16 protein-coding genes are annotated in these 14,635 nt (G+C 64.7%); 3 read left to right on the forward strand and 13 right to left on the reverse strand.

Annotated features, from left to right (window positions below):
- Positions 1–2: 2 nt before the first annotated feature.
- The 7 genes from ASF39_RS19375 to ASF39_RS19405 all read right to left on the reverse strand — a co-directional run bounded on the left by ASF39_RS19375 (position 3) and on the right by ASF39_RS19405 (position 5,583).
- Positions 3–374 (reverse strand): DUF202 domain-containing protein, encoded by a 372-nt coding sequence (locus tag ASF39_RS19375; RefSeq protein ID WP_055882989.1) that lies wholly within the window; start codon positions 372–374, stop codon positions 3–5.
- Positions 371–1,261, reverse strand: a complete 891-nt coding sequence (locus ASF39_RS19380; RefSeq protein ID WP_055882992.1) for a LysR family transcriptional regulator — start codon at positions 1,259–1,261, stop codon at positions 371–373. Before ASF39_RS19380 ends, ASF39_RS19375 begins: the two co-directional genes overlap by 4 nt.
- Positions 1,258–2,067 (reverse strand): anti-sigma factor, encoded by an 810-nt coding sequence (locus tag ASF39_RS19385; protein ID WP_055882995.1) that lies wholly within the window; start codon positions 2,065–2,067, stop codon positions 1,258–1,260. Before ASF39_RS19385 ends, ASF39_RS19380 begins: the two co-directional genes overlap by 4 nt.
- Positions 2,064–2,573 (reverse strand): RNA polymerase sigma factor, encoded by a 510-nt coding sequence (locus tag ASF39_RS19390; protein ID WP_055882997.1) that lies wholly within the window; start codon positions 2,571–2,573, stop codon positions 2,064–2,066. The genes ASF39_RS19385 and ASF39_RS19390 overlap by 4 nt, the downstream gene beginning before the upstream one ends.
- A gap of 13 nt (positions 2,574–2,586) precedes the next feature.
- Positions 2,587–2,970, reverse strand: a complete 384-nt coding sequence (locus ASF39_RS19395; RefSeq protein ID WP_055882999.1) for a hypothetical protein — start codon at positions 2,968–2,970, stop codon at positions 2,587–2,589.
- Between the two features lie 624 nt (positions 2,971–3,594).
- Entirely contained in the window at positions 3,595–4,254 is a 660-nt protein-coding gene (locus tag ASF39_RS19400; protein ID WP_056286904.1) for a hypothetical protein, read from the reverse strand.
- Positions 4,255–4,437: 183 nt separating this feature from the next.
- Positions 4,438–5,583, reverse strand: coding sequence for a hypothetical protein (locus ASF39_RS19405; RefSeq protein ID WP_055883003.1), 1,146 nt, complete (start codon positions 5,581–5,583; stop codon positions 4,438–4,440).
- Between the two features lie 634 nt (positions 5,584–6,217).
- On the opposite strand from ASF39_RS19405, the gene ASF39_RS19410 reads away from it, so the two are divergent.
- Positions 6,218–9,205 carry a TrlF family AAA-like ATPase gene (locus ASF39_RS19410; RefSeq protein WP_055883007.1) on the forward strand — a complete coding sequence of 996 codons (2,988 nt, stop codon included), beginning with the start codon at positions 6,218–6,220 and terminating at the stop codon, positions 9,203–9,205.
- Positions 9,206–9,679: 474 nt separating this feature from the next.
- Here the strand turns inward: ASF39_RS19410 and ASF39_RS19415 are convergent, their stop codons facing one another.
- From ASF39_RS19415 to ASF39_RS19440, 6 genes are all read right to left on the reverse strand, one after another.
- Entirely contained in the window at positions 9,680–10,111 is a 432-nt protein-coding gene (locus ASF39_RS19415) for a hypothetical protein (protein ID WP_055886531.1), read from the reverse strand.
- 29 nt (positions 10,112–10,140) lie between these two features.
- Positions 10,141–10,677, reverse strand: a complete 537-nt coding sequence (locus ASF39_RS19420) for a hypothetical protein (RefSeq protein ID WP_156387726.1) — start codon at positions 10,675–10,677, stop codon at positions 10,141–10,143.
- 44 nt (positions 10,678–10,721) lie between these two features.
- Positions 10,722–11,216 (reverse strand): hypothetical protein, encoded by a 495-nt coding sequence (locus ASF39_RS19425; RefSeq protein WP_056286906.1) that lies wholly within the window; start codon positions 11,214–11,216, stop codon positions 10,722–10,724.
- A 102-nt stretch (positions 11,217–11,318) separates the two neighbouring features.
- Positions 11,319–11,738, reverse strand: coding sequence for a hypothetical protein (locus tag ASF39_RS19430; RefSeq protein WP_055886523.1), 420 nt, complete (start codon positions 11,736–11,738; stop codon positions 11,319–11,321).
- Between the two features lie 140 nt (positions 11,739–11,878).
- Positions 11,879–12,922 carry a hypothetical protein gene (locus ASF39_RS19435; protein ID WP_244472481.1) on the reverse strand — a complete coding sequence of 348 codons (1,044 nt, stop codon included), beginning with the start codon at positions 12,920–12,922 and terminating at the stop codon, positions 11,879–11,881.
- Positions 12,919–14,169 carry an MBL fold metallo-hydrolase gene (locus tag ASF39_RS19440; protein ID WP_056286909.1) on the reverse strand — a complete coding sequence of 417 codons (1,251 nt, stop codon included), beginning with the start codon at positions 14,167–14,169 and terminating at the stop codon, positions 12,919–12,921. The genes ASF39_RS19435 and ASF39_RS19440 overlap by 4 nt, the downstream gene beginning before the upstream one ends.
- On the opposite strand from ASF39_RS19440, the gene ASF39_RS21695 reads away from it, so the two are divergent.
- Both ASF39_RS21695 and ASF39_RS20860 read left to right on the forward strand, forming a co-directional pair.
- Positions 14,107–14,406, forward strand: coding sequence for a hypothetical protein (locus tag ASF39_RS21695; protein ID WP_162240609.1), 300 nt, complete (start codon positions 14,107–14,109; stop codon positions 14,404–14,406). The genes ASF39_RS19440 and ASF39_RS21695 overlap by 63 nt on opposite strands.
- Positions 14,298–14,558, forward strand: coding sequence for a helix-turn-helix transcriptional regulator (locus ASF39_RS20860; protein ID WP_082494695.1), 261 nt, complete (start codon positions 14,298–14,300; stop codon positions 14,556–14,558). Before ASF39_RS21695 ends, ASF39_RS20860 begins: the two co-directional genes overlap by 109 nt.
- Positions 14,559–14,635 lie beyond the last annotated feature (77 nt).

Here is a 14,635-nt window from a genome sequence, read left to right on the forward strand (position 1 = left end):
CCTCACGCCCAGAGCAGGGCGGTAGCCGCGAGGCCCGAGATCGCGATGAGCAGGGCCGCGATCCCAACGGTGAGGAGGCGCGGCATCATCGGGATCTCGGCATGGGCGAGCCGTGCCCGGATCGCCCGGTCCCGCCACACGGCACCGGCGAACGAGGCGAGCGCGCAGGCGATCAGCGTCAGCGACAGCACCTTCAGCGGCCAGACCGCGAGCACCTCTCGCAGGAAGCGCTGCGCGGCGAGGCCGACGCCGAGGAAGGCGAGCCCGGTGCGAAGCCACGCGACGAAGGTGCGCTCGGCCGCCAGCACGGTCCGGTCCTCAGCGAGCCTGACCCGCGGGTCGTCTGGCGGCACGGGTTTCGCGGGCTCGCTCATTCGGCATCCGCCGTTGCGATCAAATCGAGCAGCGCGTCGGCGGCCCGGCTGCGGTAGCGCTCCTTGTGGCGCAGTACCCGGAACGGCCGGCTCGGCAGGGCGAACGCCGCCCGTACCAGGGTCCCGGCTCGAAGCGCTGCGGCGACCACGGTCTCGGACAGCACGGCGGCCCCGCCCCCGGCCTCGACGGCGGCGCGGACCGCCTCGTTAGAAGGCAGTTCGAGCGTGACCCGGAGCCGGGCCACGGCCAGACCGGCCTCCGTGAGCGCCGCCTCGAAAGCCGAGCGGGTTCCCGATCCCGCCTCGCGCAGCACCCAATTGGCCGTTGCGAGCTCCTTGAGTTCGAGGGCAGTAGCCCCGGCGAAGGGATGGCCAGGAGCGACTACGAGGACAAGCTGGTCTCGCGCGATGGTCGTGCTCGCGAGCGTCGGGTCGTCCAGCGCTCCCTCAACGAAGCCGAGTTCGGCCTGCCCGGCGCGGACCGCGTCGGCGGCGTCGGTGGTGTTGCCCACCGCCAGCCGGATAGCGATCTCGGGGTAGGCCCGGCGGAAGGCAACGAGATGGCGCGGCAGCCAGTCGCTGGCGATGGTCTGGCTGGCGTAAAGCGCCAACGTCCCTCGTCGCATGCCGCTGAGGTCTGCGAGCACCAGTTCGGCGGCCTCCGCCCGGGCGAGCACGGCACGGGCCTCGACAAGGAACGTGCGCCCCGCCTCGGTCAGCTCGATCCCGCGGCCGACCCGGTGGAACAACTTGGTGGCGTGACGCCCCTCGATATTGGCGATCGCCGCGCTGACCGCCGACTGGACGAGGTTCAGTGCCTCGGCGGCCCGCGTCACGTGCTGCCGCTCGGCCACCGCCACGAAGATGCGGAGCTGGTCGAGGGTCATGGCTGCTGCCGATCCGGCGCGAGGCCGCGGACCTGCGCATCAACCGCCTGCGCGACGGTGAGCAGCCGGGCCTCGTCGGTCCGACCGGTGACGACGTAGGACATGCCGCCATCGACCCAGGAGAAAGCGGCGACGTCGCCCTCGCGGGCGAAGCGGAACACTGTGCGGCCATCCGCATCGCCCACGCGGCTGTAGAGCGTCAGCCGGGTGCCGTGGTCGTCGTCGTACATCAGCATCGCTGCGGATTCGGACCCAGCGGGCAACAACCGCCCGCCCATCAGGCGGAAGCCGTAGGCCGTGAGGTCGGGGGTGGTCACCGCCCGGCCGAGGCGCTTCGAGAGCCACGTCACAAGGTGCGGCTTCTCGTCGGCGCGCACCTCCACCGGATGCACCGCCTCGACCACGTAGGTGCGGAAGGCCGCCACTGCGTCGTCGGTCGCCGGCTCGGTTCGCGCGAGCGTGACCGTGGGTACCTGCCGCGCGGCATGGCCGAACCAGCCGGCGGCACCGCCGACCGCGAGGCAGAACACGGCCGTAGCCGCGACCGGAAGCCAGCGCCCGGTTATTGGGCGATGTCGCGAGCGGATGTTGGCCACCCGGAGCCGCGCCGGGATCGCCTCCTCGGCAATCGGCGCGAGGCGGGTACGCAAGCGCTCGCGCAGGGCGCGATCCGCCGAGACCTCGGCCGCCCGCGCGGGGTTTCCCCTGAGCCATGCCTCGACCAGCGCCTGCCGCTCCGGTTCGAGATGACCGTCGATCAGGCCGTGCAGGTCGTCCTCGCCGACCGGGCGCGGATCCCCGCTCATTTCACCCTCCTTAACAAGCCGATTCGGCCCGTTTCCAGAAAACTTCGCATCCGCTCCCGGGCTCGGCTTAACCGCGACATCACCGTGCCCAGTGGTACTCCGAGCACCTGCGCCGCTTCCGCATAAGACAGATCCTCGACCGCGACGAGCAGTAGCACTGAGCGCTGCTCCTCGGGCAGGGCGTCGAGTCCGGTGAGCACGTCGCGTGCCCCCATAACGGCCTCAGGGTCGGCACCCGGATCGGGCACCTGCTCCAAAGCCTCAGCGCCGACATCGATGCCGCGCCGGCCCCGGCGTCGAACAGTGCCGAGGAACAGGTTGCGCTCGATCGTGAACAGCCAGGCTCGCAGGTCGCCGTCGCGGCGACGTCCGGACCAGCCGGACAACGCCCGCTCCAACGTGTCCTGGACGAGGTCATCCGCCGCTTCGCGGTCCCGCAACAGTGCGACTGCGTAGCGCCGCAACGCTGGGATCTGCGGTTCGATGAGGGCGGCGATCTCGTCCACGAGGCTTTACCGATCAGGGCTTGGCGATGTGCCATGCACCGTTGAGGAATCCGTCGCCGGTGATGTCGCCGGGCTTCGTATCCTTGGCGAAGGTGTAGAGCGGCTTGCCCTTGTAGGCCCACTGCATCGTCCCGTCGTCCCGCGTCACCATCGTCCAGTCGCCACTAGCAGCCGAGCCGGAGGCGGCCATCAGTGCCGGCCAGTTGGCGGCGCAGGGGCCGTTGCACATCGACTTGCCGCCCATGTCCTTGTCGAAGGTGTAGAGGGTCATGCTCTTGGAATCGACGAGCGCCGGCCCCTTGGCAGTCTCGGCCGTCATCGCAGGCGCAGCGGCCTGGGCGGCGACGGCGGAGAAGGCGAAGGCCGCAAAGGCAGCGCGGATCAGCATGGTGTGCATGAGTGAGGTCTCCGGCGGTCGACCATGACCGCATCGGGAGAGATGCCGAACGGGCGCGTCTATTCCACTGACACACGAAAAAGATTGGTGACGTCAGCGTGACCACCGACTCGTCCTCAACCACGGCATACGGCCGTCACCCAGGAGCAGTCAGAGGAATGATGCGGCGGCGTCACCACTCTGAAAGGCGGAGATCCGAGATCATGCCCTCGCACGGCGAGATCGACTGCAACGTCTGCTTTCAAGAGATACGTTGGCTTGCTCTTACGGCGTAGTTGGGTCGCAAGCGGCGATTCAGCCCCTGCGGGCCGGAGGTCCGTTGTTGGCGCAAAGCGGTAATGATGTCCGCAACGTAATGGGGCCGCTGGCAAGGACTGTGCTGGAGGTCGCGGGGGCAGGTGTAGGCGCCATCCGAACACCAGTAGGCGGATGCGACCGCTGAAGTTTCAAACACTTGACCTCGCCTCATGCGGCCAGCATTTGGTGATGGTGTGCGGCGGGTGGTGCCGGTGCTGTCGGATACCAGGCCTGGGACGGCCGGCCGTCGTCGGTCGTATCGGTAGTTGGGTAGGGCGACGAAGGTAGGCGGGCGACCGCGTGTTGGCCGTCCTTGTCGGTACCTTGCTATGCAGTCGCGAGGTGTAGGTTGAGCTGATGCAGCCACCACTCCGTGAGCGCGGCAAGTTCGTTGGGGATGGTTGGCGACCACCAGAACTCCGGAATGAGGCGGGTTGCGATGGTCAGCCGTGTCTCCAGTCGCCGGCCGCTGCAGTGGATGGGTTCAAGGATGAAGCTTAGCAGTAACGTGCTGTCGTGGCCTCCATGCTCCGGCTCGTCCGCGGTGCTGACCGTGAGGTGATAGGGTGATCTGTGAGCTGTCTGAAGCGGCCGACGCTCTTCAACGTGGCCGTCGGCGCTGCACACTCGCATGGCACTGTTGGCATGCGGGCGTAGGTCGAGTTCGACTGCGACGAAGCTGGGTTGCTGTAGATCGAGGGCTGGCTTGAATTCCTGCAGATCGACGAGTGCGCGGCTCAGCATGCCAGGCGTCGTTCGGAAGCGCTGGCTTGTGACGTAGGTGTCAAAGGTCTGGCGGTTGGGTGATGTGAGCACGGTGGTGACGTCCGAGAGAAGACGCCGCACCGCATGCTGGGCGGACAAACCGTAGTGGGGAATAAGAAGTGCCGCTACCATGAAGTAGAGGCTGTAGGGCAGGAGAAGTGTGGCTGCGTCCGCCCTGACATCGCGGGCGGCGTCGCCGGTCGTTGGGCCGGCTTTGGCCAATTAATCGATGAAGGCGTGTCTGGATATAGCTTCGCTCTGCAGCGGTCTGGTGATGCCATCAAGCGCTCGTGAGGGTGGTCACTGTGGCTAAACATTCCTCAGGCGTTGTGAGTCCCGGCGTGCTGTATTGCCGGGACCCAATGTTGGGGTGGTAATGGTGCGGGCCGCGGCGCCCGGAGGTTGTCAGGCGGCCTTGCGGTGCGGTTGTGCTTCGGGACGGGATCGTTTCCGGTTGGCGTTCCGGGGATGCACGAACAGGTTGGTCTCGTTCGGGGCGGCATCGAGCTGCAGTTCGCCATCGACCAGCCACCAGTCGGTGTAGCGGCGGTGCAGTGCGCGGGCGTGGTCCGTGAGGCCCGTTGCCGCGAGTGCCGTGATCGCCTGCTCCAGCGTGCGGGGGATGAATGGGATCGGTCCACTCGCCGGGTCACGAAGGTGGCGGGTGTAGGTGGTGGCCGCAGTCGCGGTGAGTGTGTTGTGCTGGGGGGCAATGAGTACCAGCACGGCTCGGTCGGCAAAGCCCTGGTCGAGGATGGTGGCGGCGAGGCAGTGCTGGCGGAACAGCTGCTGGCAGGGGTTGGCGTGCAACGTGGCGGCGGCGGGGTCCACGAAGAGGTTTGTGGTCGGGGCGATGGCGGCGTAACGGGGGCTGAAGCGCGGCACCGTCTCGAAGCTGCTCTCGCTGTACTTTACTTCGATACCGACGAAGAGCCGCTCGCCTGTCTCACTGCGCCCACGCACGGCGACGTCGAAGGCGGTGCCATCCTGGGTGAAGCGGGCATCGCCGCGGCCCGGGCTGTGCTCGAAGGCGAGGTCCGTGACCTCCTTCATTAGCCCTGGGATGAACTCCCCCATGAAGCGGGTGGCCAGGACGAGGTCGCGGGCGAGCAGGCCGAACAGGTTGAAGGTCAGGGGCTGCGACGAAAGCAGGTTGGTCTCGAGGCGGTCCAGGTCATAAACGGCGCCTGGTTCACGGTAGGCCAGGGCCCGGGCCACGACCGGGACGATGCCCGGGTGGATGAAGTTGGTGCCCTGCTCGCCTGCCGCGGTGCCGATGCGGGAGCCGAGGCGACGGCGGCGCTTGCCCGAAGAATCGGTGTGGTAGCCGATGGGCAGGTCGCGGTCCTCACGCCAGAGGGCCTGGAGGAACCGGGCGGCGGCCTTGAACCGGTGGTCGGCGCGCACGAAGACGTGGTGGTGGCGCCGGGCGGCCTCGGGGATGAGCGGTACGCGCTCGATCGGGCCCAGATCGCCTGGGTCGATGAGGTCATGAAGGTGTGTGGGGACAGCGTCGCCGGTCCCTGCGGGGACAGGAAGGTAGTTGACCATGGTGGTTGGTGTCCTGACGGCGACCGCGGTGCTGCGGTCAGGTCAGGGTTCCCGGGTCGGCCGGCAGGATGAACACGGGCTGGATTGGGTCTGAGCGTATGCCTGTCCGGGCACTTGGAACGGCGAGGTATGCCAGCCGGCTGTCAGTGTGGTGGTCGGCGTCGTGTGGTGCAACGCGTTGGTGGTGGTCGTAGGCATCGTGGCCATCGTCATCTGGCGGTCGTGGTGTGTACGTCTTCTTCCTGCTCGCCGGGGGTGTTTTTTATCTGAAGATTTAGCGGTTCAGAAAGCCGAGAGACATGCGATTGCCTTGCGGGCCTTCGCAGGGATGCGCTGGTGTGTCTTTTCATTCCTACGTGGTTGAGCCATTTCCGAAGTTGGCCCTTTGCAGAAGCTAGGATCGTCCGCTTTCGGGCACCTCTATACGCTCGGTCGAACAGCGGTAGTTGGCCGGAAGTGGACCGACCGCTTCCGTAATTCAGAATGAAGGAAGGGGCTTTTGGCTCGACGCCTCAAAATCCCTCTCGCTTATTCATAAATTCCAATCTCCGGTTGCCTTGATCTCCAGTTGCGCCGAAAATGAGATGCGGCACATTGGTGAGCCGTCCTGTCGGCACACGTTCGGAAAGTCCCCTTGCTCGCTACGCTCAATTCTGGATCCCGTTGGCACCGATGGGACCCCCACATTCACGCACCCGGCACCATCATGAACGACCAATTCCGGGGCGAGAACCGCGCCTCGGAATACGTGCGCCTGTTGAACGAAGCGTCGCCAGAGATCCATGCAATCGGCGTTACCGACTACTACGTCCTGGACACCTATGAAGAGATCTGCGCACGGCGCGCCGAGCTCTCCCGCTGCGCTCTGATATTCCCAAACGTTGAGCTTCGACTGGGCCTTCAGACCGTGAAGGGCCGGTTCATCAACCTACACTTGCTGATCTCGCCGGATGGCGCAGATCACGTTGCCTCGGCCAAGCGTTTCTTAGAGCAGCTTACCTTCGAGGCACACGGTGACACCTATCGATGCCGGCGCGACGAGCTAATAAGGTTGGGCCGCGCTGCTGATCCATCAAAAGTGTCCGAGCTTGCTGCGCTGTCGCACGGCGCCCTACAGTTCAAGGTTGAGTTCAGTCAGCTCCGTACCGCGTACGGGAAGAGCGATTGGGCGAACACGAATGTCCTCATCGCGGTTTCTGGGACCGAGACCGACGGGACTTCAGGCATGCGGAACGCTGCCGACCAGACGTTGCGCGAGGAGATGGAGCACTTCGCCGATGTCATCTTCGCTAGCAGCGGCGCCCAGCGTGACTTCTGGCTCGCCCGAAAGACCGCGAGTGAGGGCGAGCTGAAGCAGCGTTACCGCGGCCTGAAGCCCTGTCTCCACGGCTGCGATGCACATGCTCTGGCAACCGTCGGCCTACCTGACGCGGACCGCTACTCCTGGATCAAGGGCGATGTCCGGTTTGATGCCTTGCGGCAGGCCTGCATCGATCCCGCGGGGCGCACCTATGTCGGATCGGCCGCGCCGGTTGGCAGTGTAGGGTCGGAAGTCATCAGGCGGGTTGAGATCCTGAACACAGATTGGGCGCAGACTTCGGTGATCGAACTCAACCCTGGACTTGTGACAATCATCGGCGCGCGAGGGTCTGGGAAGACCGCGCTGGCTGACATGATCGCTGCCGGTTGCGACGCGCTTCCAAACCGCTTGAGCCCGGCCTCTTTCATGGCGCGCGCTCAGAACCGCAATGTCCGAACCGGAGCGCGGTCTAATCTACTGGGAGGGGCTGCGGTCCGGATCGAGTGGGATGACGACGACATTGTTGAGCGTCCGATTGACGGAACCTGGGTAGCATCATCAAGCGATTTCCCCCGCGCGCGATACCTCTCCCAGCAATTCGTCGAGGAGCTTTGTTCGTCTGACGGCATGACGGACGAGCTGGTTGGAGAAATCGAACGCGTCATTTTCGCATCCCATTCGCTTGTGGATCGAGACGGCGCCATCAATTTCGACGATATGCGAGACGAAGCGACGGCCCGGTTTGCACAGGCGCGGAGGCGCGCAGAGGATGCCGTTGCCAATATATCCGAAGAGATTAACACCGAGCTGGAGAAGCAGCGGCAGCTTACTGACTTGCAGGGGCATGCCAAACGGCGCGCGATAATAATCGAGTCCTTGGAGGCTGACCGCAAGAAACTGGTCACAACAGGCAGCGAGGATCGGGTGCAGCGTCTTGCCGAACTGACTGCAGCGGCCGACTACGCGCGAGGACAGATCAGGGCGTGGAACGCTCGGAAGAGTGCCGTTGCAATTCTGCAGGACGAGGTCAGGCATTTTCAGAACGTTGGCGCTCTGACGGCGCTGGCTCAATCCAAGGCGAGACATCGTGCTGCTGCTCTGGAAGAGACCGACTGGTCTGCATTCCTGCTTGAGTACGCCGGCGATGTTGATTCTACACTAACCAACCGGGCATCAGCCGCTCAGAAAAGTTCGGATAGTTGGCGGGGTAAGGCCGTCTCCGTCGTCGACCTACGGACGGCCTTGATCGCGCCTAACGCTGACCTCTCGCGGGAAAGTTTGGCAATCCTTGACGCCGAGATCGGCCGTATCCAAGCGCAGATCAACACGGACTCGACCACTGCGGCGCGGTACGCGGCGGTTTCAAAGAAAGTTGACGAGGAGCGAGCTGCTCTGAACCAGCTCAACGACAGGATCACGGACGCTCTGCAGGCGAGTACCCGCGCCGGCGAACTGCGAAACACCAGGAACGAGACCTATCGAGAGATTTTCAAGTCAATCGTTCAAGAACAGGAGACGCTCCGGGGGCTGTACGCCCCACTGACCGAGCGTCTCTCAGCCGCCTCGAAAACGGTTGCAAAGCTCTCGTTTTCCGTGAACCGTAACGTTGACCTTGATAGCTGGGCCGCTAAGGGCGAGAAACTTTTCGATCTAAGGGGAGGAGACTTCAAGGGTCGTGGCACACTCCGAGAGTATGCCGAGAAAGCCCTGCGATCAGCTTGGGAAGAAGGCGACGAGCAGGCCGTGTTCGGGGCGATCTCCGATTTCCTATCTCAACATCAGCGGACCCTGCTAGATCTAGCCAACGTCCCACGTGCCGACGCGGCGAATTTCCGGCACTGGGCCAAGCAGTTCGCTAAATGGCTGTACGGGACCTCGCACATCACACTGACCTACAGCATCGATTATGACGGCATCGACATCCGGCACTTGTCGCCGGGGACCCGCGGTATCGTTCTCCTGCTGCTGTACCTTGCTCTAGACGACACCGACACGCGGCCGCTAATTATCGATCAACCAGAAGAAAATCTTGATCCGAAAAGCATTTACGACGAGTTGGTTCAGCTTTTCATGACAGCGAAGAATATGCGTCAAGTAATTATGGTGACTCACAACGCCAATCTTGTGATAAATACAGACGCCGATCAGATCATAGTTGCTAAAGCTGGACCGCATAAGCGTGGTCATCTTCCGCCTATTACCTACAACTCTGGCGGACTCGAAGAACTGGGTATCCGCACAGCTGTGTGCGGTATTCTTGAAGGCGGCGAGATTGCCTTCAAGGAGCGTGCGCGACGGCTGCGTGTCGCTTTGGATAGGTAGCGATTTGTCGAGCGAATTAGCAATTGATAGCAAACATCTAATGGCTGCATTAGAGGAAGCGCCATGACTTTGCCGACGTTTGATTTTGGCGTGAAGCTGAACGTTCGGATTTTGGCGATGATCTGCTGTCGGCTTGTGGCGTAAAGCGGTTTCTATATTCCCCTTGTGCCAGCTTATTTAGTTGCCGCAGGTAAGTCTGTCCCCGTCGGGGCTGAGCGACAGCTCGCGGGTGTCCGTGATGCCGCTATCCCGGCAGAAGATGGATACGCGGACCGCTCAACTTTCAAACACTTGGCCTGGGCTGTTTCGGGTAGCTTTCTTGGATGTGGGCGAGACGGTTGACAGTCATCCCGTCGGGAGCTTGTCACCTTTGTTCTCGCTGACCAAATAGTAGGAGGGGGTCGGTCTGTCGGAAGGACGTTCGCCATGAATTCTGCGATGATGCTCCCTTGAGGGCGCTCCTCTGCCTTGGGCTCAGCTGCGGTAGTGCACGTCGGATCGCACGACGTGGCGCTGTTCAGTCAGGCCAAATCGCCGGACGAGTTCGGCGACCGTGTCGGGCCGTTGAAGCCGCCGGTCGGCGTAGAGGGTGAACAACACGGCCGGCCGCATGTAGACGACACGCCCGCGCGGGAAGACCTCGTACTCATGCGCAGCGATTGCGGCGGGCAGGCCCTGGCGGCGCAGAGCCGTGGCTCCGAGCCGCCGCCATCCCTCCCAGACTTCGTTGTGCCCGTGGGGATGGGTGAGGCAGTCGCCGTAGCTTTCCGCTTCCGCCAAGGGTGTGCGGTGAGTGACGAGCACGGTTCTGTCGTCTTCCGGCACGCCCCAGAAGATGCCGACCGACGGTACGGTCGCCGCCTTTTTCTCCGGGCATTCCGGTCTGCGTTCAGCCTCGAAGTGCATGGAATGTCTCTCTGATCGGCGGGTGGTACTCATGGCCTCAGGATGTCCTCGGGCCGTGTGATCGGCGTCTCCGCCGGTCCTTTCTCCTCCTGCTCCGGGTAGCCGAACCGGCGGGCAAGGTCGGTGGTGTCCTCTTGGCTGCCTGCGCCGATCGCATGGCAGACGGCGAAGTAGATCGTCGCCGCCGTCTCCAGCACGCCCGGCGGTCCGAACGCGGCGTTGATCGGCAGGTACTCCGCGGCCCAGCGACCCTGTGCATCGCGATCGATAAGTGCCGGCTTCGACTTGGAGCAGAAGACGTAGCTGGTTCTCGCTTGCCCGCCCTGCCGCTGTGTCTTGCGGGCGTAGTTGCTGTCCGGGTGGTGGGACTGCCAGCCCTCGAGCACGACCTTGAACAACGCCCCCATCTTCGCGGTGCCGGCCAGATCTTTCTCCTCGACGCTGAACCAGTTGCAGGTGCTCATGTGGCAGCGCCCGGGGATCAGCTCGGCCGCGTTGGTCGGGGCAGGTGTCAGGCTTAGGCAGGCGAGGAGGGCCGCGAGCTTTCGTGTCGTTGGTCTGTGCATGGGGCCGCTCCAATCATGGTGCTGAAAGTGCTCGTGGGGCATCGTCAAAACACGAACTTCCAGTCGAAGCGGCGAACACGAGCGGCCGTGTCGGTGAGGTGGGCCGTGCACAGGATGACGATGTCCTGCTTGATCGGCGTTGTCCCCGCCCGCACCGGGTTCGGCTTGACCATGAAGCACAGGCCGGTGGCCGGCCAATGCCGTTGGCTGTCGGGGTTCCCCACCGGCATCAGCGTCACCGAGGTCAGGCGCAGGGCGTAGCCGTAGGCGTTCTCCATGTCGGGTGCCTGGGCGGTCGCGAACGCCACCACCGTCTTCACGCCGGCCTTGGCCTCGTCGTAGCCGGTGACGAGTGTGATCTCGCCCTGGCCGTCGTCGACGAGCCGGAAGTCGTGGTTGCAGCGACAAACCTGGCCGTCGACCTTGAGGTCGAGGCACAACCCCGCCTTTGTCTCGTCGACCGGCGGATTGGCGTGGGCCGCCGGGGCGGCAAGGAGCAGGGCAAGCGTCAGGGTTGCACGCGGCAGCAGGGTGCGCATGGGGCGGCTCCGTTTCGGAGGCAGGAGAGAGGGTGGACCGGGGGGCGGCCAGTCGCGGCAGTGGACGAACGCGGCTGTGGTCGCGCTCGGCCCTAGTCCGGATCAGCGGCGCTTGAGCGCTCCGGCGAAATCGCAGGACATTCCGTGGTAGTCGCTGCAGTTCTGCGCCGACATCGTCACGCGGCTGCGATCGGGGCTGAAGCGCAGCGTCACCTCGCAGGTCTGCTCGCTGCCCTCACCCTTCTGGCGCAGTCGCAGGGTGCCGGGATTGATCAGGGTGGCCAGTCCACCCACGCTGCCGGTGCACTCGTTCGGCACGGCGGTGTCGGTGGTGACGTAATACTCGGGCCGGTTCGGTTCGGTCGAAACGTCGGCGACGCGCAGGGTGAGGAGCCCTTCGCCGCGGCCCTGGAAGCGGCCTTCGAGACGCGGTTCAGATTGGGCCTGCTCGGAGAAGCACAGCAGAGCCAAGAGGGCGGCGTGGAAGGTGCCGCGGGTGAGGGCGGGAGTGGGCAGCGACATGATGACGAAGTCCCGTCGGGGCTCGAACGAGCCGGGACTAGGGATTCACGTAGACCCCCCTCGGAATTTACAGCTGAGCGCAGATTGTGGGTGCGGCTGGCGGTCGCATCCACAATCTGCGAGCGTGTCGAGACGATTAGCTACGGTCGCCGGAAGGCGTTGCTGGTGCCCGCGCCCGGGTTGCCGATGGCCCGGACTGCGAGACTGAACGGCTCTGCCTGCAGTCGGTTGAGGTGCCCGCCGAGGATGCCATTGCGCTGGTTGGCGTCGAAGCCGAACACGACGAGCCGTGGGCGCGGGTCGACCCGCAAACACCGCTTTCCCTTGGCGACTTCTGCTGCCAACGGATCGCGCCGCCAGAGATCGGCCTCCGATACGCCTGTGGTTCCCTGCACCCGCTGGCGCAGGGCGTCGAGCCGAGTGAGGTCTTGGCACAGCGCCTGGTAGCCGGCGACGAGCCGATCGGCTTCCCGGGTCAGGGTCTCTGTGTAGCGCGCCACCTGCTCGACGATCGCTGGCACGTTGTCCGGCGCGGCGCGCAGTTCTGGATTCGCGGCGATCTTAGCCTCGTGGAACACCAGCCACGCCTCGTCTGGGTTGCCCCTCTCCTCCAGGCTCGCCACGTCGAGCCGGTCCTGCCTCTGGGTTGGGGACGCGACTGCCGTGCCGTCTAGTAGCGCCGCGTCGGCCTCGACACCCTCGTTGTTGTGCTCGTCGTTCCCCGTGGTGGTGTTGCCGGGTGTGGAACCCGTCAGCGCAATCTCGACATCGATCACGTTGGTGGCGTTGCGCAGCAGCCGGTGCAGGCCAGTCTTCTCCAGGCCTGCCAGTGCGGAAGCGGCCCGAAGCATCTCGGCCAAGGTCGCGGGACCGGCATAGTCCGTCCATACGGCGCTGGCCGGGTCGATCCCGAAGCCCCCTGCCGGGTCGAGCCGAACCGTCGTTTGGCGCTGGCGCAGGAGATACTTGGCGTGCGTCTCCGCCGTGACCGTGCCGTTCGGGAAGGTGACGCGGAAGATCGAGGCGCCGCGGTGGTAGACGTTCACTGCCTCGCGCCGCACCGCCAGGATCAGGTCGGGGTGAGCGAGCACGTCCTGCCACCAACCTGCCCGTTCCGCCAAGGCCTCCAGGGCGTCGATGAAGCTGGGGCTCAGGGCCCGGAAAACGGAAACTGGATTATTCACGCTGCACACTCCCACCAAGTCCCGTCCTGTTCGATGCGCACGCTTGGTCCGAACAGCGCCGGGAACTGCTCGGGTGCGAAGGTGTGAATGGGTACGAGCCGGCGCGGGCCGATCGCCTCGACGAGGCGTCTGAGGTCCGGGATGCTTGCGTGCCCCGAGGTGTGGGCGTGAGTGAGTGGGATGGCACGGGCGGCTAGGTCAGCCGCGAGTGCCTGCCCTCGCGGCTGGCGCAGGTAGCCGTCCCACTGTGACCAGATCGCGCGTGCGTCGGTGAGGCACCCGGCCCGGTCGAGGTCGGGCAGCAGCGAGTGGCGGAACAGAAGGGCGGCCCGCGGTGCCAGGGTGGCGAGGTCCTCCGCGTAGATGCGGTTCCTGCCGTGCCGTTCGATTAGGTCGAACCGGTTGGTCCTCTTGATGCGGACGCGCTGGTGGTGGGGCACGAAGACGGCGACGTTCGGCCAGTCGGATTGTGGGATGCGCGGATTGCCGGTCGCAGCCAGGACCTCGGCGGCGTAGAGGTCGATGACGAGGGTCCGGCCGGCACGCTTGCAGGCACGGTAGAGTGAGACCACGCGATCGATGTTCTGGGCCGAGGCCGCGACCAGGGCGAGTCCCACGGTGTCCTCGAACAAGTCGACGAAGCGGTCCTCGATCTCTACCTCGGTCGGGAAGGTGCGGTTGTCGTCGAGCCGGCCGAGGCTTGAGCCTTCCATCAGCAGGGTGTCGATGTCTTGCGGCGGCTCGCGCAGCAGTCGCTCGAACAGCGCGCCCTTGCGCCCGTGCCCGCGTAGGTCGCCCGAGTACAGCAGGCGCTGTCCGCCTGCCTCCACCAGCAGGGCGTAGGCATCGTAGGCCGAGTGGTCGACGAGGATGGGGGTAACCGTGAACGGTATGAAGGTGAGCGGCTGGCGGTCTGTAAACGTGATGGTGTTGGTGGGCACGTGGCAATCGGGGACGAAGGCGAATGCCGCCTGCAGAATACGAAGGGTGGCAGCGCCGAGCGCCACCGGCAGGTCCGGCCCGGCGAGGTGACTGAGGCCGATGTGGTCGCGGTGGCCGTGGCTGAGTACGAGAGCGAGCAGATCTGCGCCGCCGGTTAGACCATCGATCACCGGGTGGCGGCTCGTGTCCTCAGGGTCCCCGTCCAGTGGTAGGCCGAAGTCCAGTAGAAGGCGGGAACCTTCGTGCTCCAGCTCGACGCAACTGCCGCCGATCTCGTGCGCGCCGCGATGGATGCGCACCCGCATCGAAATGAAGTCCCCATACACCGCACTGATGGCGTGACGGGGATAACCGTCTCAAGTCAGCGTCTCACGGCAATTGTGTCGAACATATTCGATGGTTTCAGCCTGGGCAAGCTGGTCGCGTCCGAACCATGGACGGACGAGCCCGCGTGGCGTGGCATCTGCGACGATTGCGGGTTGAACGGGGGCTTTCTCAGGAAGCGCTTGCCGTCGATGCTGGCGTGGACCGCGGCTACGTGAGTGGGATTGAGCGGCGCAGCTTCAATCCCACGATCGACGTATTAGATCGCCTTGCTGTTGCCCTACGGGTCGACGTGGCCGAGTTTCTGGTGCGTCCAGCCGAAGGTGATCAGCCTCCGCTGCCCCTCAGACCGGGACGCCGTCGAGATTGATTGCCGGGAAAAGCCTGAGCTTTAGCGACTTGCGGAGGATGCGAGACGAGATGCAGGGTTCGACCGTGGAAGCCCGT

It is taken from the genome of Methylobacterium sp. Leaf108 (genome assembly GCF_001423265.1).
Lineage (GTDB): Bacteria > Pseudomonadota > Alphaproteobacteria > Rhizobiales > Beijerinckiaceae > Methylobacterium.

Excerpts from the sequence above, each read along its gene's own strand:
- ASF39_RS19375 (WP_055882989.1), bottom strand. The coding sequence starts at position 374 with ATGAGCGAGCCCGCGAAACCCGTGCCGCCAGACGACCCGCGGGTCAGG.
- ASF39_RS19380 (WP_055882992.1), bottom strand. The coding sequence starts at position 1,261 with ATGACCCTCGACCAGCTCCGCATCTTCGTGGCGGTGGCCGAGCGGCAG.
- ASF39_RS19385 (WP_055882995.1), bottom strand. The coding sequence starts at position 2,067 with ATGAGCGGGGATCCGCGCCCGGTCGGCGAGGACGACCTGCACGGCCTG.
- ASF39_RS19395 (WP_055882999.1), bottom strand. The coding sequence starts at position 2,970 with ATGCACACCATGCTGATCCGCGCTGCCTTTGCGGCCTTCGCCTTCTCC.
- ASF39_RS19405 (WP_055883003.1), bottom strand. The coding sequence starts at position 5,583 with ATGGTCAACTACCTTCCTGTCCCCGCAGGGACCGGCGACGCTGTCCCC.
- ASF39_RS19415 (WP_055886531.1), bottom strand. The coding sequence starts at position 10,111 with ATGCACTTCGAGGCTGAACGCAGACCGGAATGCCCGGAGAAAAAGGCG.
- ASF39_RS19420 (WP_156387726.1), bottom strand. The coding sequence starts at position 10,677 with ATGCACAGACCAACGACACGAAAGCTCGCGGCCCTCCTCGCCTGCCTA.
- ASF39_RS19425 (WP_056286906.1), bottom strand. The coding sequence starts at position 11,216 with ATGCGCACCCTGCTGCCGCGTGCAACCCTGACGCTTGCCCTGCTCCTT.
- ASF39_RS19430 (WP_055886523.1), bottom strand. The coding sequence starts at position 11,738 with ATGTCGCTGCCCACTCCCGCCCTCACCCGCGGCACCTTCCACGCCGCC.
- ASF39_RS19440 (WP_056286909.1), bottom strand. The coding sequence starts at position 14,169 with ATGCGGGTGCGCATCCATCGCGGCGCGCACGAGATCGGCGGCAGTTGC.
- ASF39_RS20860 (WP_082494695.1), top strand. The coding sequence starts at position 14,298 with ATGGACGGACGAGCCCGCGTGGCGTGGCATCTGCGACGATTGCGGGTT.